Origin of the sequence: Streptomyces flaveolus (assembly GCF_000716535.1) — a bacterium.
In the GTDB taxonomy this organism is placed as follows: domain Bacteria; phylum Actinomycetota; class Actinomycetes; order Streptomycetales; family Streptomycetaceae; genus Streptomyces; species Streptomyces flaveolus_A.
On the sequence record NZ_JNWV01000010.1, the window covers coordinates 13,122 to 31,530 of the forward strand.

Genomic DNA, 18,409 nt, shown 5'->3' on the forward strand with positions numbered 1-18,409 from the left:
TTTCCGCCGGTCACCGGCGGCGGCCCCGGGCTGACGGAGCCGGCCGCGCAGGGCCTATCGTCCTGACGTGGACAGTGAGCCGAGTGACGAAGTGATCGTGGTCGGGAGCGGGATCGCCGGGCTGACGACGGCCGTGCTGCTGGCCGAGTCCGGTCGGCGGGTGCGGGTGTGGGCGCGGGAACCGGCCGAGCGGACGACCTCGGCGGTCGCCGGCGGTCTGTGGTGGCCGTACCGCATCGAGCCGGAGCCGCTGGCGGGCGCGTGGGCGCTGGAATCCCTCGGGGTCTACGAGGAGCTGGCGGACCGGCCGGAGGAGACGGGGGTGCGGCTGGTCGACGGCGTGCACCACGGGGCCCGGCTGGACGAGCTGGGCGCGTGGGCGGGCCGGGTGCCGGGGCTGCGGGCGGTGGCCGAGGGGCTGGCGGCGCGGCTGCCGGTGATCGACATGCCGGTGCATCTGGCCTGGCTGCGGCAGCGGCTGGAGAAGGCGGGGGGCGCGGTGGAGATCCGTGCGGTGACCGACCTGGCCGCCGTCCCCGCCCCCGTGGTGGTCAACTGCACGGGTCTCGGGGCCCGCTCCCTGGTGCCGGACCCGGCGGTGCGGCCGGTGCGCGGGCAGCTCGTCGTGGTGGAGAACCCGGGCGTCACCGACTGGTTCACCGCCGTCGACCACTCCTCGGCCGCCTCCACCTACTTCATTCCGCAGCCGGGCCGGCTGCTCCTGGGCGGCACGGCCGAGGAGGACGACTGGTCCCTGGAGCCGGACCCGGCCACGGCCGACGCGATCGTCGCCCGCTGCGCGGCCGTCCGGCCGGAGATCGCCGGAGCGCGCGTCCTCACGCACCGGGTGGGACTACGGCCGGCCCGGGAGGCGGTACGGCTGGAGCGGCAGCTCCTCCCGGACGGCCGCGTCCTGGTGCACAACTACGGCCACGGCGGCGCGGGCATCACGGTGGCGTGGGGCTGCGCCCGAGAGGCGGCCGGGTCGGCGGTCCCGGCCGCCTGACCTGTCGGTCCCCCGAGCCGGAGGCCACGACCAGCCACCCCCGAACCGGCCCGGCAGACCGACACGGGACCGTCAGCTCGCCGGAACGTGCCGGACGGTGCGCGGTGCCCCGACGCCCTCCAGAACCCTCGGCGCGGGCACCCCGGCGCCGCCCGACGTGGCCCGGACGAACGCCCCCGCACCGCCCACCAACGGCACGGTCGCCGTCGTACGGGACAGGTCCACGGTGAGCGTCGGCCGGCTGGACGGAGGGTCGATGAGGTCCTTGTCCGTACCGGCGACGATCAGCGCCAGCCGGTGCCCGGCGGGGACGACGTGGTCGGTGGCCGCGAGGTCCAGGGTGACGGTGTACGCCCTGCCCGGCGTCAGCGGGACGCCCGGGGCCGGCCAGGCGTGGTGGCCGAGGTCGGCCCAGCCCCGGCTGACCACGGTGTAATCGACGGCGGCCGTCTTCGCCGCGGTCTCCTTGAAGCAGGCGCTGTCCCCGGCCGTGCTCGCGCCCCAGCAGCTCCGCTCGGTGAGGGTGGTGATGCCCTCGGCGCGGTCGGCGTAGTCGCGGATGGTGTCCGGGCCGACGTCGACCAGCACGGCGGACAGATGGGCGGAGCCGGTCGTCGGGGTCGCGGTGACCGTCACCGTGGAGGAACCGGACAGGCGCAGGTCCCGGGTGAGCGGCGCGGTGAGGAAGCCGGCCTTCTCCGGTGTGGCCGTGGTGAGGTGGGCGGCCCAGTCGGTCTCGCTCAGCGCCGGGTCGTCCGTGAAGCTCTCGGTGCCGGTGCCCGGGCGCAGGCCGAGGGTGCCGACGCCGGCCTGGCTGCCGGCGGCCGGGTGCAGGACGGCGGCGCGGGTGGCGCGTGGCGGCCAGGCGGCGGAGGTGACCCACTGGTCGGGGTGGCGTTCGACGTCGGCCATCGGCTCGCGCTCGACGCCGTTGTCGTAGCCGAGGAGTTCGTGGTCGAACCAGCGGTGCAGGGTGTCGACCCACGCGCCGCGCCGGTAGTCGAACGGGTCGACGTGCCCCGTCTGGGAGAGCCAGATCTTGCGCTCCACGCCGTGCCGGGCGAGGGCGTCCCACCACTGGCCGAAGTGCTTGGTGCGGACGTTGAGGTCCTGCATGCCGTGCACCAGGAACACGCTGGCGCGCACCTTCGCCGCGTCCTTGACGTAGTCCCGCTCGGTCCACAGCGGGGTCCAGTCGCCGCTGCGCGGGCTGCCGTCGGCGAGCTTCTGCTGTACGGCCGCGCAGTGGGCCTGCGCGTCGGCGCTCTCGACGTAGCCGGCCAGCTCGTCGGGGCCGCCGTCGTAGAGCGGGGCGCCCTGGGCGAAGTAGTAGTCGTACCAGGAGGAGATCGCGCTGATCGGGACGATCGTCTTCAGGCCCTTGACGCCGGTGGCGGCGACGCCGTTGGCGATGGTGCCGTCCCAGCTCTTGCCGATCATGCCGGTTCTGCCGTTGGTCCAGCCGGCCTCGACCGGAGTGCCGCCCGTGCGGCTGGTGTAGGCCCGGGCGCGGCCGCCCAGCCAGTCGACCACGGCCTTCGCGGACAGGATGTCGGACCGGCCGCCGACGTCAACGCAGCCGTCGGAGCGGTTGGTGCCGGCGAGGTCGACGCCGACGAAGGCGTAGCCGCGGGGCACGAAGTAGTTGTCATAGAACAGCGGCATCTGGACGACGTGGCCCTCGGCGTCGTACGTCTTGCGCTGGCTCTCGTTGCCGCGCCCGCAGCAGGAGTAGTAGGGGCTGGCGTCCATGATGACCGGCACCTTGCGGCCCTGGCGGGCGGGTTCGGCGGGCCGGACGATGTCGGCGGCGACGCGGTCGGTCCGTCCGTCGCCGTCCTCGTCGAGGCCCGTGTCCACCCACACGGACTCACGGACGGCGTCGGCGTAGGAGTAGACGGGTCTGCTCTCCCGGGGCGCGGCCTGGGCGGCGGCCGGGGTGAGGAAGGTCGCCGCCAGGGTGGCGACGGCAGCGGTGACGAGCGTTCTCCGGATCGTGGAGCGCGTGCGTTTCGGCATGGGCGGACGGTACTCCGGTCAACGCCCGTACAGAAGAAGGCTTTCCGGTGCGCGTGACGGCTGAATGGCGATCGTGTGACAGGAGGGGTCATGGACAGGGCAGTGGCCACGGGGACTGAATAGGATCCGAACTGATCTCCGAACGGACGCACCGTCCCTACGACTTGGAGCTGACGTGCACCGCAGAATCATCGCACCGGGCGCGCTCGCGGCGGCCTCCCTCCTGCTGGCGATCCCGGCATCGGCCGCGAGTTACTCCCCCGGCGCACCGGGCATCGGCGACCCCTACTACCCGTACTACGGCAACGGCGGTTACGACGTCTCGCACTACGACCTGAGGCTGCAGTACCAGCCGAAGACGGACGAGTTGCAGGGCACGGCGACGATCCTCGCGAAGACCACCCAGGACCTGTCCAGTTTCGACCTGGACTTCCTGCTGGACGTGAGCGAGGTGCGCGTCAACGGCGCCAAGGCGTCCTTCTCGACGTCCGGCCAGCACGAACTGGTCGTCACCCCGAAGACCCCGCTGGCCAAGGGCACCGCGATCACGGTCGTGGTCCGCTACAGCGGGGTGCCGTCGACGAAGAGCGCCTACGGCTTCTCCACCTGGCACCGCACGCCGGACGGCGCGGTGGCCGCCGACGAGCCCGAGGCCGCCTGGTGGTGGTTCCCGAGCAACGACCACCCGAGCGACAAGGCCACCTACGACGTGTCGGTGGCCGTGCCGGACGGCACCCAGGCCATCTCCAACGGCACGCTCCAGTCGACCAGTTCGAAGCTGGGCTGGACCCGCTACAACTGGCGGCAGAACAAGCCGCAGGCGACCTATCTGGCCACGCTCGCCCTCGGCAGGTTCGACATCACCACCGGCACCTCCGACGGCGGGGTGCCCGTCATCAACGCCTACAGCAAGGACCTCGGTGACAACGACGGGGCCGCGCGCGCGAGCGTGGAGCGCACCGGTGAGATCGTGGACTGGCTGAGCGGCTACTTCGGGCCGTATCCGTTCAGTTCGGCGGGCGGCTACGTGCCGAACACCACCACCGGCTACGCGCTGGAGACGCAGACCCGCGTCTACTACAGCCCGCGCCAGTTCGCGAACGGCTCCAACACCTCGGTGGTGGTGCACGAGCTGGCCCACCAGTGGTACGGCGACGACGTGTCGCTCGAGGGCTGGAAGGACATCTGGATCAACGAGGGCTTCGCCCGGTACGCGCAGTGGCTGTGGTCCGAGCACGAGGGCGAGGGCACCGCGCAGGAACTCGCCGACTACGTGTACGCCTCGCACCCGGCCGACGACGCCTTCTGGACGGTGAAGCCCGGCGACCCGGGTCCGGACGAGCAGTTCGGTGCCGCCGTCTACGACCGGGGCGCCCTCGCCATCCAGGCGCTGCGCAACGAGATCGGTGACGACGCGTTCTTCGCGATCCTGAAGGGCTGGCCGAAGGAGCACGCCTACGGCAACGCCTCGGTGGCCGACTTCCAGAAGTACGCCGAGCGGGTGTCCGGCAAGCCGCTGGCCGCGCTGTTCGACACCTGGCTGTTCCAGCCGGTGAAGCCGGCCGCGCCGGCGGTCCGGGGCCTGGCGAAGACGGGTACGGCGGTGGAGCGGCCGCAGTCGGGTACGGCGGTGACGCAGCCGAAGTCATGGAAGAAGATCGAGGCGACGAACGCCGTGCACGGGCACTGAGCCGGGCCGGGGGCCCGGCACCCCGGTGTCCCCGGCGCCTCAGCGGCCCGGTTCCGACGCCCGTCGTAGCAGCTCGTCCCGGCCTATCGCGTCCGCGCGGGTGGCCGGGACGGTGCACGCGTAGGCGCCCGCGACGGCGCCGTACCGGGCGCACCGCTCGGGCGGCTCGCCGCTCAGCCGGCCGTAGAGGAACGCGGCGGCGAAGGCGTCGCCCGCGCCGTTGGAGTCCACGACGGGCGCGGGCGGGGTCGCCACCGGTACCCGGGTCAGCTCGCCGTCGGCCAGTAGGAGGGCGCCCTCGGCCCCGGCGGTGGCGACGACGGTCCCGGCCCGCCCGCGTTCGGCGATGCGCCGCATGGTCCGCTCGGGGTCGGTCAGGGCGGCGGCCGACAGGAAGACGACGTCGGCCGCGAACGCGAAGGGCTCGTGGTACGGGTTCTCGCCGTCCCAGTCGTGCAGGTCGGTGGAGAGCGGCAGGCCCGTCTCGCGCAGGACCGGCAGGGCGTGGGCGCAGGGCTGGGTGATGGTCACGTGCACATGCCGGCTCGCGGCGGCCAGCGCGCGCAGACGGGCCTCGGGGAAGCGGTCGTCGGGGTGGGCGCGGCTGGTGTCGTACAGGGACAGCCGGCGGCCGTCCGGGCCGACGAGGTTGACGGCGCGCTTGGTGCCGGCCGGCTGGGGCAGCGCGGTGAGGGCGATGCCGTGCTCCTGGTGCAGGGCGCGCACGAGGTCGCCCTCGGGGTCGTCGCCGAGCAGGTCCACGTGGTGGGTGCGCAGCCCGAGCCTGGCCAGTCCGAGGGCGACGAAGTCGCCGGTCTGCCCCGCGCGGGTGCGGATCCCCGAGTCGATCATGTAGCTGTCGGCGTACGGCAGGGGAAGCTCGGGGACCGGGATGATCGTGTCCACACCGGCCCCGCCCAGTACCAGCACGTCGGTCGTGTCCGTTCGCCCGGTCATCCCGCGTCCTCCCCCTCCGCGCGCCCCCTCCGGGGCACTCCCGATGGCACGGTGGCGTCATGCCGGATCCGCGTGATCTCCGGCATGACGGCACCGTACGCGACGCCACCGACAGGGGCGCCGAACCGCTACTTCGACAGCTCGGTCAGCTCCTGGTCGGTGCTGCTCGCCACCCGGCGGCGGACGCCGAACCAGCCGGCGACCAGCATGACGGCGATCACCGGGACGAGGAGCAGGGTCTTGCGGCCGACCTCGGCGTCGTTCCACATCATGCCGAGGCAGACCAGCAGGAACACCACGGTGGCGATCTCGGTGACCGGGCTGAACTTCAGCTGGAAGTGCGGCCGGGCCACCAGGCCCGCGCGGGCGCGGCGGACGAACACCAGATGGCAGACCATGATGATCACCCAGGTGCTGATGATGCCGAGCGAGGCAACGTTGAGCACGATCTCGAAGGCCTGGCTGGGGACCAGGTAGTTCAGGCCGACACCGAGCACGCAGACGGCGCAGGTCAGCAGGATGCCGCCGTAAGGCACCTGGCTGCGGTTCATGCGGGCGGTGAACTTCGGCGCCGAGCCGGCCATCGCCATCGAGCGCAGGATGCGGCCGGTGGAGTACAGGCCGGAGTTGAGCGAGGACATGGCGGCGGTCAGCACGACCAGGTTCATCACGTCACCGGCCGCGGGGACGCCGATCTTGGAGAGCACGGTCACGAACGGGCTCTGGTCGGCCGAGTACACCGAGCCGGGCAGCAGTAGGGCGAGGAGCACGACCGAGCCGACGTAGAACAGGCCCACGCGCCACATGATCGAGTTCACCGCGCGCGGGACGACCTTCTCCGGCTCGGCGGTCTCGCCTGCGGCCACGCCCACCAGTTCCAGGGCGGCGTACGCGAAGATCACGCCCTGCATGACCAGGACGACCGGCATCAGGCCGTGCGGGAAGACGCCGCCGTTGTCGGTGATGACGTCGAGGCCCGGCTTGCTGCCGCCGACGTCGTGCTGGGTCGCCAGCAGGAAGATGCCGATCAGCATGAAGCCCACGAGGGTGGCGACCTTGATGATCGCGAACCAGAACTCCATCTCGCCGAAGATCTTCACCGAGATCAGGTTCACGGCGAGGACGACCGCGAGGGCGATCAGCGCCAGCACCCACTGCGGGATGGACGTGAACATGCTCCAGTAGTGCGTGTAGAGCGCGATCGCGGTGATGTCGGCGATGCCGGTGGTCGACCAGTTCAGGAAGTACATCCAGCCGGCGACATAGGCGCCCTTCTCGCCGAGGAACTCGCGCGCGTACGACACGAAGGAGCCGGAGGACGGCCGGTACAGGACCAGCTCGCCCAGGGCCCGGACGACGAAGAACGCGAAGACACCGCAGACCAGGTAGGCCAGGGCGAGCGCCGGGCCCGCGTTGTGCAGGCGTCCGCCGGCGCCGAGGAAGAGGCCGGTGCCGATGGCGCCGCCGATGGCGATCATGTTGACGTGGCGGGCCTTGAGGTCCTTGCTGTAACCGGCGTCGCCCGCGTCCGCGGGCGTCCGGGCCACCTGGGGGTGGGTGGTGGCCTGTGCCGATTCCACGGCTTCCTTGCTCACGGGTGGTTCCACTTCCTGGTGCGCCCGGACCTCATGGGTCCGGGGTTCGTGCAGGTCTTGGCCCGCACCACCCTTGTGTCGCGGCACAGACCAAGGCAGCAGCTTCCCAGAGAGACCGCCCGGTATGCGGTGGTCCACCTCACAGAGCGGTACTTCTCACAAGCTCGCCACGGGCTCGCCCCGGGTTTCACACCATTGGTGAGACAGCGATACTGCTGCACATGACGACCGACACCGGCGAGCCCACCCTGACGATCGACGAGCTGGCCGCGCGGGCGGGCGTCACGGTGCGCACGGTCCGCTTCTACGGCACCAGGGGACTGCTGCCGCCGCCGGTCATCGGTCCGCGCCGGGTGGGCCACTACGGCCGGGAACACCTGGCCCGGCTGGAGCTGATCGAGGAGATGCAGCACCAGGGCATGACCCTGGCGGCCATCGAACGGCACCTGCGGCAGCTGCCGGCCGACCTCGGTCCGCACGATCTGGCGATCCACCGGGCGGTGGTCGCTTCCTGGGCGCCGGACACCGTCGAGACCGTGTCCCGCGCGGAACTGGAGCGGCGGGCGGGACGCCGGCTGGCCGAGGAGGACGTGGACCGGCTGGCCGCGATGAACGTGGTGACCCGGGACGGTGAGTCCTTCCGCGTGGACTGCGGTCTGCTGCGGCTCGCGGTGCGGCTCCTCGACGTACCGCTGTCGCAGGAGACCATCCTGGCCGCCCGGACCGTTCTGACCGACCACGCGCGCGCGGCGGCCCACGAGCTGTCGGATCTGCTGCGGGAGGCCGTCGCCGAACGCGACACGCGGGACGTGAGGTCGCTGTCGGCCCATATGCACCCGCTCGTGGTGCAGGCGCTGCTCACCACCTTCCAGCGGTCGCTGAAGGAGGAGCTGCGCCAGTGGCTGGACGGCGCGGCGGCGGACGGGGAGGCCCGTGAGGGTGCCTCCCGGGCCTCCCCGTCCGGCTGAGGCGCGTCAGCGGGCGTCGGTGAACGTCTCCCCGTTCTCGGCCTTCGTCACGAGCAGCGCGGGCGGGGCGAACCGCTCGCCGTACCGCTCGGCCAGCTCCCGCGCGCGGGCCACGAATCCGGGCAGACCCCCTTCGTAACCGTTGATGTACTGGAGCACACCGCCGGTCCAGCCGGGGAAGCCGATGCCGAGGATCGAGCCGATGTTGGCGTCGGCGACGGAGGTCAGGACGCCCTCTTCCAGGAGGCGTACGGTGTCGAGCGCCTCGGCGAAGAGCATGCGCTCCTGCATGTCCCGGAACGGGATCTCGTACCCGGGCCGGGTGAAGTGCTCGCGCAGGCCCGGCCAGAGCCCGGCCCGCTTGCCGTCCTCGGTGTAGTCGTAGAAGCCGGCGCCGCCGCTGCGGCCGGTGCGGCCGAACTCGTCGACCATGCGGTCGACGACCGCCTCCGCCGGGTGCGCGGTCCAGGTGCCGCCGGCCTCCTCCACGGCCCGCTTCGTCTCGCCCCGGATCTTGCGCGGGAGGGTGAGGGTCAGCTCGTCCATGAGGGACAGCACCTTGGCCGGGTAGCCGGCCTGGGCGGCGGCCTGCTCCACGGAGGCGGGCTCGACGCCCTCGCCGACCATGGCGACGCCCTCGTTGATGAAGTGGCCGATCACCCGGGAGGTGAAGAAGCCGCGGGAGTCGTTGACGACGATCGGCGTCTTGTTGATCTGCCGGACCAGGTCGAAGGCGCGCGCGAGGGCCTCCTCGCCGGTGCGCTCGCCCTTGATGATCTCGACCAGCGGCATCTTGTCGACCGGCGAGAAGAAGTGCAGTCCGATGAAGTCGGTCTGGCGCTGCACGCCCTCGGCGAGGGTGGTGATGGGCAGCGTGGAGGTGTTGGAGCACAGCAGCGCGTCGGGGGCGACGACGGCCTCGATCTCCTGGAACACCTTGTGCTTGAGGGCGGTGTCCTCGAACACGGCCTCGATGACCGCGTCACAGCCCGCGAGGTCGGCCACCTCGGCGGTGGGGGTGATCCGGGCGAGCAGCGCGTCCGCCTTCTCCTGGCTGGTGCGGCCCTTGGCGACGGCCTTGGCGCACAGCTTCTCGGAGTAGCCCTTGCCCTTGACGGCCGCTTCCAGGGAGACGTCCTTGAGGACGACGTCGATGCCCGCGCGGGCGCACGCGTAGGCGATGCCGGCGCCCATCATGCCGGCGCCGAGGACGGCCGCCTTGCGGACCTGGCGGGGCTCGACGCCCCCCGGGCGGCTGGCGCCGGAGTTGACCGCCTGGAGGTCGAAGAAGAAGGCCTGGATCATGTTCTTCGAGGTCTGCCCGGCGGCCAGTTCCACGAAGTAGCGGGCCTCGATGACCTGGGCGGTCTCGAAGTCGACCTGGGAGCCCTCGACGGCGGCGGCGAGGATGTTGCGCGGCGCCGGGTAGGGGGCGCCGCCGGTCTGCTTGCGCAGGTTGGCCGGGAAGGCGGGCAGGTTGGCGGCGAACTTCGGGTTGGCCGGGGTGCCGCCGGGGATCCGGTAGCCCGGCTTGTCCCAGGGCTGCTGCGACTCGGGGTTCGCGTCGATGAAGGCCCGGGCCTTGGCGAGCAGTTCCTCGGGGGTGGCGGCGACCTCGTGGACGAGGCCGTTCTCCTGGGCGCGCCGGGCGTTGTACTGCCGGCCCTGGAGGAGCACCTTCAGCAGGGCGTCCGCGATGCCCAGCAGCCGCACGGTACGCACGACTCCGCCGCCGCCGGGAAGCAGGCCGAGGGTGACCTCGGGGCAGCCGATCCTGGTGCCGGGGGCGTCGAGGGCGACCCGGTGGTGGCAGGCGAGGGCCAGTTCGAAACCGCCGCCGAGGGCCGCGCCGTTGATGGCGGCGACGACCGGCTTGCCGAGGGTCTCGATGCGGCGCAGGTTCCGCTTGATGGCGAGGCCGCCGTCGAACAGCTCCTGTGCGGTCTCGGGCGTGACCCGGATCAGGTCGCGCAGGTCGCCGCCCGCGAAGAAGGTCTTCTTGGCGGAGGTGAAGATGATGCCGCGGATGTTCTCCCGCTCCGCCTCCAGCCGGTCGGTGATCACGGCGAGGGAGTCGCGGAACGCCTGGTTCATGGTGTTCGCGGACTGGTTCGGGTCGTCCAGGACGAGGGTGACGACACCGGTGTCGTCCCGCTCCCAGCGGATGGTGGTGCTCTCGGTCATGACAGTCGTCTCCGTAGAAGTCTTCGGGGCGCTTTGGTTCCGCGGGGAGTTCAGAGGCGCTCGACGATGGTGGCGATGCCCATGCCGCCGCCGACGCAGAGCGTGGCGAGGCCGTAGCGCTTGTCCTGGCGCTCCAGTTCGTCGATGAGCGATCCCAGGATCATGGCGCCGGTGGCGCCGAGCGGGTGGCCGAGGGCGATGGCTCCGCCGTTGACGTTGACCTTGTCCAGGCTGAGGCCCATGTCCTTCACGAAGCGCAGCACGACCGCGGCGAACGCCTCGTTGATCTCGACCAGGTCGATGTCGTCGATGGTGAGGCCGGCCTTCGCCAGTGCCTTGCGGGTGGCGGGGGCGGGGCCGGTGAGCATGATGGTCGGCTCGGAGCCGGAGACGGCCGCGGCGACGATCCGCGCGCGCGGGGTGAGGCCGTGGCGCTCGCCGACCTCCTTGGAGCCGATCGCGACGAGCGAGGCGCCGTCCACGATGCCGGAGGAGTTGCCCGCGTGGTGGACGTGGTCGATCTTCTCCACCCAGTGGTACTTCTGGAGGGCCACGGCGTCGAAGCCGCCCAGGTCGCCGATGTCCGCGAAGGACGGCTTCAGCTTGGCGAGGGAGTCGGCGGTGGTCCCGGGGCGCATGTGCTCGTCGTGGTCGAGGACGACGAGGCCGTTGCGGTCCTTGACGGGGACGACGGACTTCTCGAAGCGGCCCTCCTTCCAGGCGGTGGCGGCGCGCTCCTGGGACAGGGCCGCGTACTCGTCGACGTCCCGGCGGGAGAAGCCCTCGATGGTGGCGATGAGGTCGGCGCCGATGCCCTGCGGCACGAAGTTGGCGGCGAGGTTGGTCATCGGGTCGTTGAACCAGGCGCCGCCGTCCGAGGCCATCGGGACCCGGGACATGGACTCGACACCGCCCGCGAGGACCAGGTCCTCCCAGCCCGCGCGGACCTTCGCGGCGGCCAGGTTGACGGCCTCCAGACCGGAGGCACAGAAGCGGTTCTCCTGCACGCCCGCGACCGTGTCGGGCAGTCCGGCGGCGAGGGCGGCGATCCGGGCGATGTCGGAGCCCTGGTCGCCGACGGGGCCGACGACGCCGAGCACGATGTCGTCGATCGCGGCCGGGTCGAGGCCTGGGAAGCGGGCGCGGATCTCGTGGATGAGGCCGACGACCAGGTCGATGGGCTTCGTGCCGTGCAGGGCGCCGTTCGCCTTGCCGCGGCCGCGCGGGGTGCGGATCGCGTCGTACACGTACGCTTCGGTGCTCACTGGGGTGCCTTTCGGGAGGGTGGGCCGAGCGGGGTGGGCGGGGTCAGCCGCCGTCGGTGACCAGGTCGTCGCGGTCGTCGGGGTCGTCGGTCGGGGGTGCCGGTATGCCCCAGTCCCGGGCGACCGCGGCGGTGTCCGCGCCGGGCCGGGCGGGGCCGGTGCGGACGGCGGTGGGGGTCGCGGAGAAGCGGGGGGCGGGGGCGGGCTGGGTGATGCCGCCGTGGTCGGTGAAGGTGCCGCGGGCGGCCAGGTGCGGGTGGGCGGGGGCCTCGCGCAGGCTGAGCACGGGTGCCACGCAGGCGTCGGAGTCCGCGAAGACGGCCGTCCACTCCGCCCGGGTGCGGGACTTGAAGGCGGCGGCGATCCGTTCGCGCAACTCGCCCCAGCGGGTCCAGTCCTTGCGGGCCGGGGCGAGGTCGTCCAGGCCGAGCAGGCGCAGGAACTCCGCGTAGAACTTGCCTTCCAGGGCGCCCACCGCCATGTACCGGCCGTCGGCGGTCTCATAGGTGCCGTAGTACGGGCAGCCGCCGTCCAGGAGGTTGGCGGCGCGGCGGTCCTGCCAGCCGCCGGCGGCGAGCATGCCGTGGATCATCGCGGACAGGTGGGCCGTGCCGTCCACGATGGCCGCGTCGACCACCTGGCCGGTGCCGGTCGCGCGCGCGTGGTGCAGGGCGGCGAGGACACCGACGACCAGATAGAGGGAGCCGCCCGCGTAGTCCCCGAGGAGGTTGGCGGGCACGGCCGGGGGTTCGTCCGGGCGGCCGATCATGCCGAGGGTGCCGGTGAGCGCGATGTAGGCGATGTCGTGGCCGGCGCGCTGGGCGAGCGGGCCGTCCTGCCCCCAGCCGGTCATGCGGCCGTACACCAGGCGGGGGTTGCGGGCGTGGCAGTCCTCGGGGCCGACGCCGAGCCGCTCGGCGACGCCTGGGCGGTAGCCCTCGACGAGGATGTCGGCCCGTTCGGCCAGGTCCAGGACGCGCGCGGGGCCGTCCGGTGCCTTCAGGTCGACCACGATCGAGCGCTTGTTGCGGTTGGTGACGTCGAACGCCGGGTCGATCGCGAGACCCGGCCCGCCGGGGCGGTCCACCCGGACCACGTCGGCGCCCAGGTCGGCCAGCAGCATGGCGGCGAACGGGCCCGGGCCGATGCCGGCCAGTTCGACCACGCGCACGCCGGAGAGCGGGCCGTCGCCCGGCGTCGGCGTCCCTGCCGTTGTCATCCGTCCAGCCCCCAGGCGTGTGTGACACAACTGATGTAACACCGGTGATGCTAAGAACGCGTTCCACCGGACACAAGACCTGAACGAGCAAGCGCTTAGCCAAGTGCCCGCCGGGCCGACGATCACCCGGGAGAGTGACCGGCGCTCCGCCGGGTCCCCCTGGGCGACGGGCGCCCGGGACCGTCACGAGGTCCGCGTGCCCGGTTCCCTCATCCGGGCCGGGGCGGTTTCTCCCGCTTCTTCACGGCATTCCTGGCTACGGCCACCACTGCCTCCGGGCTGGTCGTCGGGCTCCGCACTCCTCACGCTAGCCTCGGCCACCGACAGCGGCGCGGGCTGCGCGACGGGCCGCACGGACCAAGGGGTGTCATGAGCAGGATGAGCAGGACGGACCGGCCGTACGACCTCGTGCTCTTCGGAGCCACGGGCTTCGTCGGCACGCTCACGGCCCACTATCTCGCCGCGCACGCGCCGCGGGACCTGCGCTGGGCCGTCGCCGGCCGGGACGAGGGGCGGCTGGAGCGGCTGCGCGAGGACCTGCCCGGCGGCGCGGACGTCGGTGTGCTGCGCGCCGACGTGACCGAACCGGCCACCCTGCGCACCCTCGCCGAGCACGCGCGCGTGGTCGCCACGACGGTGGGGCCGTACGTGCTGCACGGCGAGGAACTCGTCGCCGCCTGCGCCGACACCGGCGCCGACTACCTGGACCTCACCGGCGAGCCCGAGTTCGTGGACCTGATGTACGTCCGGCACGACGCACGCGCGCGGGAGACGGGCGCGCGCCTGGTGCACGCCTGCGGTTTCGACTCGGTGCCGCACGACCTGGGCGCGTACTTCACGGTCCGGCAGCTCCCCGAGGACGTGCCGCTGACCGTGGACGGCTACGTGACCGCCGACGCGGCCTTCTCCGGCGGCACCCTCGCCTCGGCGCTGAACCAGATGGCCCGCGGACGGCGGATGCTGGCCGCCGCGCGCGAGCGGGCACGGCACGAACCGCGGCTGCCGGGCCGTCGGGTGACGGCGCCGACGGGCACGCCGAGGTACGCGGCGGAGGTCGGCGCGTGGGCGCTGCCGCTGCCCACCATCGACCCGCAGATCGTGCGCCGTTCGGCGCGGGCGCTGGAGCGGTACGGCCCGGACTTCCGCTACCGGCACTTCGCGGCCGTGCGGCGCCTGCCGGTCGCCCTCGGCGGGGTCGCGGCCGCCGGCGCGGTGGCGGCCGCCGCCCAGTTGCCGCCCGCCCGGCGCTGGCTGTCGGACCGGCTCAAGCCGGGTGACGGACCTAGCGCGCAGAAGCGGGCGAAGAGCTGGTTCTCGGTGCGGTTCATCGGCGAGGGCGGCGGCCGGCGCGTGTTCACCGAGGTCGCGGGCGGCGACCCCGGGTACGACGAGACGGCGAAGATGTTCGCCGAGGCGGCCCTGTGCCTGGCGTTCGACGACCTGCCGCCGACGGCCGGCCAGGTCACCACGGCCCAGGCGATGGGCGACGCCCTCACCGAGCGGCTGCGCGCGGCGGGGATAACCTTCCGGGTGGCGGCGGAACGCTAGCGGCACAGCCGCCGGTCGCCGCCGCGGCCATGCGCTCCGGGACAGGGCCGCGTGCCGGACCGGGACGATGGCGGCTCGTGCCGGACGAGGCCAAGGAGGCGGAACAGTCGTGAAGTTCGTGCTCGAAGTGACCGTGGACGACGGCGCGGTGGCGCGGGACCGGGTGGGTGAGCTGGAACGCGTCCTGCGGTACTGGGGAGGCAACCTGCGCCATTACGCCCTCGAACCCGGCGACGGCTCGGCCGTCTACGACTCGGAGTACCGGGAGGTCGGCGCCTGGCGCGTCGTCGAGTCCTGATCCGGGCCGCCGGCCAGGCCCTGTGCCGCCTCGCGCAGCGCGCGCCGGCACAGGGCGTCCGCCCGGCGGGTGGTCTCCGGCAGCCGGAACCGCGGGGTCAGTGCCAGGGTGTGCGCCACTGCGTTGTCGAGGCTCACCCGGTGGCCGACCGAGACGAACACCGGCTTGACGCCGTCCCGGGTGCGCAGGGCGCGCCCGACCTCCTCGGTCCCGGCGAGCAGCGGTGCCCAACCGCCCCGGGCCGGGCCGGGGTCGTCGTACGCGAAGGCGAACGGGTTCTTGGCGACCCCGACGGTCGGCAGGTCCGTGAGCACGCCCAGGTGGCTCGCCAGGCCGAAGCGGCGCGGGTGGGCCAGGCCGTAGCCGTCGCACACCACCAGGCCGGGCGGACACGGCAGCCGGTCCAGGGCGGCGCGGACGGTGGGGATCTCACGGAAGGCGAGGAGGCCGGGCACGTACGGGAAGGAGACCCGGCCGACGGCGGTCGCCTCCGCCACGACGTCCAGGGTGCCCGCGTCCAGCACGACGGCCGCCGCCGCGACCAGGTCCAGGTCGTCGTCGTAGGCGACGTCGACGCCCGTGACGCGGCCCGTCCCGGGCGGCGGTCCGGGCTCGTCCAGCACCACCCGCCCGCGCAGCTCGTCCTGGACGGCGCGGGCCTCGTCCTCGGTCGCGGGCCAGCCCGCGGGTACGGCGACGATCCTCATGCCGGGTGACTGTACGGTCCCGCCGCGGGCCGCCGGCCGGGCGGGGTAGGCTCGCGATCATGTTCGTCCTGGAGCTGACCTACACCGCGCCGCTCGATGCCGTGGACGCCGTTCTGCCGGACCATGTGGCCTGGCTGGAGGAGCAGTACGGCAAGGGCCTCTTCCTGGCCTCGGGACGCAAGAACCCCCGCGACGGCGGGGTGATCCCGGCTGTCGCGGGGGACCGCGCCCGCATCGACGAGATCGTCGCGAGCGACCCGTTCACCGTCGCCGGTGTGTGCGCCTACCGCGTCACGGAGTTCATCGCCACGAAGACGGCCCCGGAGCTGGCGCGCCACCGGCAGACGCTCGACTGACGTCAGCCTCTCGACCTCCTCGGGCGTCGGGCCTGGCGGGCCGTCAGCCCTTCTCGGCGTTCAGCGCGCGCTGCAGTTCTTCCTTGTTCATGTGCGAACGGCCCTCGATGCCGCGCTGCCTCGCCTCGTTGTACAGCTGGTCGCGGGTCGGGCCGTGCGAGCCGACCCGGTTGCCCGACCGCTGACCGCCGCGCTTGCTCGACGACATGTCCTGCGTCGAACTGCGGCTGGCGGTCTTGGACTCGCCGGAGCGGGCGCGTTCCTTGTTCACCGTCCGCGCGGCGATCTCCTTGGCGCGCCCGGTGCTCTCGCCCCGGTCCTGCGCGCTCTTCTTGATGTGCTCGTACTGACGCTCACGCTTGGGGCTGGAACCGGCTGGCATGATCGCTCCCTTCCTTTGCGACGGGGAACGAGTACCCGCGTTCCGCGGCGCTTACCTCACCGGTCCTGCGGAGCCTCACCGTTCGAGCCGCGCCACCCGCCCCTGCTCGCCGGCCGCCCAGCAGCTCAGATCGGCCGTGCAGGTGACGGTGTCGTAGGAGCCGGTGTCGATGGTCCGCCAGCTTCGGCCGCCGTCGGTGGTCAGGTCGGTGCCGGTCGGGCCGACGGCCAGCGCGGCCGTGCGGCTGTGCGGGAGCCAGGCGGCACCGGAGCGGTACGCGGGCGGCGGGGTGGTGGCGGGCCGCCAGGTGCGGCCGCCGTCGGCGGTGACCGCGGCGGCCCGAGGAGAGGGCTGGTCGGGGCGGTAGTCACCGCCGACCGCGATGCCGTGGGCGCGGTCGCGGAAGGCCAGCGCGAAGACACCCTTGGCGGGATCGCCCGCGGGAACCGGCGTTTCGGTGGCCGTCCAGGTGAGGCCGCGGTCGGCGGAGTGCAGCACGCGCGCGTGCGCGCCGCCGCCGGTGGCCAGCCAGACGTCCTTCGGGCCGGCGGTGACGAGGCACTGGCCGCTCGCGGCGAAGCCCGCCTCGCCGTCCAGCGCGGGCGGCATGCCGTCCGCGGGCAGCACGCGCCAGGAGCGTCCGCCGTCGGCGGTGGACAGGATGCGGAACTTCCCGTCCACGGGGTCGCTCAGGGCGAGGCCGTGGCGGCGGTCGAAGAAGGCGAGGCAGTCGTAGAAGGCCTTCGGGTCGGTGTTGCGGAAGGACTCCGTCCAGGTCGTACCGCCGTCGTCGGTGCGGTAGACGCGGGAGGCCTCGCCCTCGCCGATGGCGAGCACCACCGCGCGCCGGGCGTCGAACGCCGTCACGTCCCGGAACTGCAGGTCGGCCGCCCCCGGCGGGGAGACGTTCCGCCAGCTCGCGCCGCCGTCGGTGGTGCGCAGCACCGTGCCTGCGGTGCCGGCCAGCCAGGCGGTGCGCCGGTCGACGGCCGCGAGGCCCCGGAAACGGATGCCCGGCGTGCCGGGGTCCTTGGCCGCCCAGTGCACGCTTCCGGCGCCGAAGTCTTCGGCCGCCGGGTTCGCGTTCTGCGCGCGGGAGCCTTCGGCCGCCCGGTTCGCGCTCGTCTTGTGGGAGTCTGCGGCCACCCGGTCCGCACGTTGCGTGCCAGGGACCGGCTGCCCCGCGCTCGCCGGGCCGGTGGTGTCCGGTGCGAGCGGACGGGCCTCGGCCGCCGGGACCGTCAGGGCGGCCAGCGCCGCCCCGCACGCCACTGTCACCGCCACCAGCCGGCTCGTCCGTCCCCTGCGTCGCGTACTCCCCAAGCGCCTCATGGCGGGCGAAGCTAGCCCCACTCCCCCGGCCCCGTCCAGAGGGCCTGCCGTGCCCCGCGCCTGCCCACGAGCGGGAACGGCCGTACGTTCCCCGTGCATGAACGCGGTGACCGAGGTCACTCGTTCCCCGTGTGCACGCATCGGCCGTTTCCGTCGTCTCTCCCTGTGCCGGGCGCCGCACACCCGGGCGCAGTCCATCCGTCACGAGGGAGCAAGGCGTTGTCCACCGTCATCGAGCAGCCCGTTGAGGCCCGTCTCGTCGCCGCCGCACCGCGCATGCCGAGCATTCCCGCCACGCTGTGCTACGACCGGCGCGACCCGTTCGCCGTCCGCATGACGTTCCCGGCCCCGGCCACGCTGGAGGGCGTCGACGTGTGCTGGACCTTCTCCCGCGAGCTGCTCACGGCCGGTCTCCAGGGTCCCGAGGGCCACGGTGACGTCCGCGTGCGGCCGTACGGGTACGACCGCACGGTGCTGGAGTTCCACGCCCCGGAGGGCACCGCGATCGTGCACGTGCGCTCGGGTGAGATCCGGCGGTTCCTGGAGGCGACCAACGGCCTGGTCCCCGAGGGCCTGGAGCACCTCCAGCTCGACCTCGACCACGACCTGGCCGAGCTGATGCGGGACGCCTGCTGAGCTCCGGTGGATGAACGCCGCGCGCGAGGGGCGGCGCGGCAATCAATCACGTTGACAGCTCTCCCCTCCCCTCCTACGGTGTTCAGCGGTTCTGTTGCCGTCGATTGGAGAAGGACGTTGCTCGTCTGAGGTCCTGAGGCACCGCGTCGCACCGGTGAGGTGTGCGCGGCGTACGACCTCGGCGTCCGAGCCGTCCTCCGGCACAGGCCCTTTTCCGTGGCCCCTTCCGTGCCCCAGACCTTTCGGT

16 protein-coding genes are annotated in these 18,409 nt (G+C 72.9%); 7 read left to right on the forward strand and 9 right to left on the reverse strand.

All coding sequences use genetic code 11. The annotated features are described in order from the left end of the window. Positions 1-91: 91 nt before the first annotated feature. On the forward strand, positions 92-1,006 hold the full coding sequence (locus OO52_RS12035; RefSeq protein WP_030643210.1) for an FAD-dependent oxidoreductase: 915 nt from the start codon (positions 92-94) through the stop codon (positions 1,004-1,006). Between the two features lie 72 nt (positions 1,007-1,078). Here the strand turns inward: OO52_RS12035 and OO52_RS12040 are convergent, their stop codons facing one another. Further along, positions 1,079-3,025, reverse strand: coding sequence for a Xaa-Pro dipeptidyl-peptidase (locus OO52_RS12040; protein WP_030643211.1), 1,947 nt, complete (start codon positions 3,023-3,025; stop codon positions 1,079-1,081). A gap of 175 nt (positions 3,026-3,200) precedes the next feature. Here OO52_RS12040 and OO52_RS12045 point away from each other — a divergent pair, with 175 nt between their 5' ends. Further along, complete coding sequence (locus tag OO52_RS12045; protein WP_030643212.1) at positions 3,201-4,715, forward strand: M1 family metallopeptidase; 1,515 nt, start codon at positions 3,201-3,203, stop codon at positions 4,713-4,715. Positions 4,716-4,754: 39 nt separating this feature from the next. Here the strand turns inward: OO52_RS12045 and OO52_RS12050 are convergent, their stop codons facing one another. Both OO52_RS12050 and OO52_RS12055 read right to left on the reverse strand, forming a co-directional pair. Continuing rightward, positions 4,755-5,672, reverse strand: coding sequence for an adenosine kinase (locus OO52_RS12050; RefSeq protein WP_030643214.1), 918 nt, complete (start codon positions 5,670-5,672; stop codon positions 4,755-4,757). Positions 5,673-5,800: 128 nt separating this feature from the next. Continuing rightward, a complete protein-coding gene (locus OO52_RS12055; protein WP_030643218.1) occupies positions 5,801-7,267 on the reverse strand; it encodes an amino acid permease in 1,467 nt (488 codons plus the stop codon). 221 nt (positions 7,268-7,488) lie between these two features. On the opposite strand from OO52_RS12055, the gene OO52_RS12060 reads away from it, so the two are divergent. Continuing rightward, positions 7,489-8,235 (forward strand): MerR family transcriptional regulator, encoded by a 747-nt coding sequence (locus tag OO52_RS12060; protein WP_030643220.1) that lies wholly within the window; start codon positions 7,489-7,491, stop codon positions 8,233-8,235. Between the two features lie 6 nt (positions 8,236-8,241). Here OO52_RS12060 and OO52_RS12065 read toward each other — a convergent pair whose 3' ends face one another. From OO52_RS12065 to OO52_RS12075, 3 genes are read right to left on the reverse strand one after another with little or no spacing between them, the layout of a single operon-like run. After that, positions 8,242-10,419 (reverse strand): 3-hydroxyacyl-CoA dehydrogenase NAD-binding domain-containing protein, encoded by a 2,178-nt coding sequence (locus OO52_RS12065; RefSeq protein ID WP_030643221.1) that lies wholly within the window; start codon positions 10,417-10,419, stop codon positions 8,242-8,244. A 50-nt stretch (positions 10,420-10,469) separates the two neighbouring features. Continuing rightward, positions 10,470-11,684: an acetyl-CoA C-acetyltransferase gene (locus tag OO52_RS12070; RefSeq protein ID WP_030643223.1), complete on the reverse strand. Its 1,215-nt coding sequence runs from the start codon at positions 11,682-11,684 to the stop codon at positions 10,470-10,472. 43 nt (positions 11,685-11,727) lie between these two features. Further along, positions 11,728-12,903: a CaiB/BaiF CoA transferase family protein gene (locus OO52_RS12075; protein WP_106971974.1), complete on the reverse strand. Its 1,176-nt coding sequence runs from the start codon at positions 12,901-12,903 to the stop codon at positions 11,728-11,730. Between the two features lie 369 nt (positions 12,904-13,272). Here OO52_RS12075 and OO52_RS12080 point away from each other — a divergent pair, with 369 nt between their 5' ends. Next, on the forward strand, positions 13,273-14,451 hold the full coding sequence (locus tag OO52_RS12080; RefSeq protein ID WP_030643228.1) for a saccharopine dehydrogenase family protein: 1,179 nt from the start codon (positions 13,273-13,275) through the stop codon (positions 14,449-14,451). A gap of 109 nt (positions 14,452-14,560) precedes the next feature. After that, positions 14,561-14,749, forward strand: a complete 189-nt coding sequence (locus tag OO52_RS12085; protein ID WP_030643230.1) for a hypothetical protein — start codon at positions 14,561-14,563, stop codon at positions 14,747-14,749. Here OO52_RS12085 and OO52_RS12090 read toward each other — a convergent pair. After that, on the reverse strand, positions 14,698-15,456 hold the full coding sequence (locus tag OO52_RS12090; protein WP_030643233.1) for an endonuclease V: 759 nt from the start codon (positions 15,454-15,456) through the stop codon (positions 14,698-14,700). The genes OO52_RS12085 and OO52_RS12090 overlap by 52 nt on opposite strands. A gap of 59 nt (positions 15,457-15,515) precedes the next feature. Between OO52_RS12090 and OO52_RS12095 the strand changes: the two genes are divergently transcribed. Next, positions 15,516-15,812, forward strand: coding sequence for a YciI family protein (locus OO52_RS12095; protein WP_030643236.1), 297 nt, complete (start codon positions 15,516-15,518; stop codon positions 15,810-15,812). A gap of 43 nt (positions 15,813-15,855) precedes the next feature. Here OO52_RS12095 and OO52_RS12100 read toward each other — a convergent pair whose 3' ends face one another. Next, positions 15,856-16,194, reverse strand: a complete 339-nt coding sequence (locus tag OO52_RS12100) for a hypothetical protein (RefSeq protein ID WP_030643238.1) — start codon at positions 16,192-16,194, stop codon at positions 15,856-15,858. A gap of 75 nt (positions 16,195-16,269) precedes the next feature. Continuing rightward, positions 16,270-17,466 (reverse strand): oxidoreductase, encoded by a 1,197-nt coding sequence (locus OO52_RS12105; RefSeq protein WP_030643240.1) that lies wholly within the window; start codon positions 17,464-17,466, stop codon positions 16,270-16,272. A gap of 279 nt (positions 17,467-17,745) precedes the next feature. Here OO52_RS12105 and OO52_RS12110 point away from each other — a divergent pair, with 279 nt between their 5' ends. Further along, complete coding sequence (locus tag OO52_RS12110) at positions 17,746-18,162, forward strand: SsgA family sporulation/cell division regulator (RefSeq protein WP_030643242.1); 417 nt, start codon at positions 17,746-17,748, stop codon at positions 18,160-18,162. Positions 18,163-18,409 lie beyond the last annotated feature (247 nt).

Excerpts from the sequence above, each read along its gene's own strand:
- OO52_RS12040 (WP_030643211.1), bottom strand. The coding sequence starts at position 3,025 with ATGCCGAAACGCACGCGCTCCACGATCCGGAGAACGCTCGTCACCGCT.
- OO52_RS12050 (WP_030643214.1), bottom strand. The coding sequence starts at position 5,672 with ATGACCGGGCGAACGGACACGACCGACGTGCTGGTACTGGGCGGGGCC.
- OO52_RS12060 (WP_030643220.1), top strand. The coding sequence starts at position 7,489 with ATGACGACCGACACCGGCGAGCCCACCCTGACGATCGACGAGCTGGCC.
- OO52_RS12065 (WP_030643221.1), bottom strand. The coding sequence starts at position 10,419 with ATGACCGAGAGCACCACCATCCGCTGGGAGCGGGACGACACCGGTGTC.
- OO52_RS12075 (WP_106971974.1), bottom strand. The coding sequence starts at position 12,903 with ATGACAACGGCAGGGACGCCGACGCCGGGCGACGGCCCGCTCTCCGGC.
- OO52_RS12080 (WP_030643228.1), top strand. The coding sequence starts at position 13,273 with ATGAGCAGGATGAGCAGGACGGACCGGCCGTACGACCTCGTGCTCTTC.
- OO52_RS12090 (WP_030643233.1), bottom strand. The coding sequence starts at position 15,456 with ATGAGGATCGTCGCCGTACCCGCGGGCTGGCCCGCGACCGAGGACGAG.
- OO52_RS12095 (WP_030643236.1), top strand. The coding sequence starts at position 15,516 with ATGTTCGTCCTGGAGCTGACCTACACCGCGCCGCTCGATGCCGTGGAC.
- OO52_RS12100 (WP_030643238.1), bottom strand. The coding sequence starts at position 16,194 with ATGCCAGCCGGTTCCAGCCCCAAGCGTGAGCGTCAGTACGAGCACATC.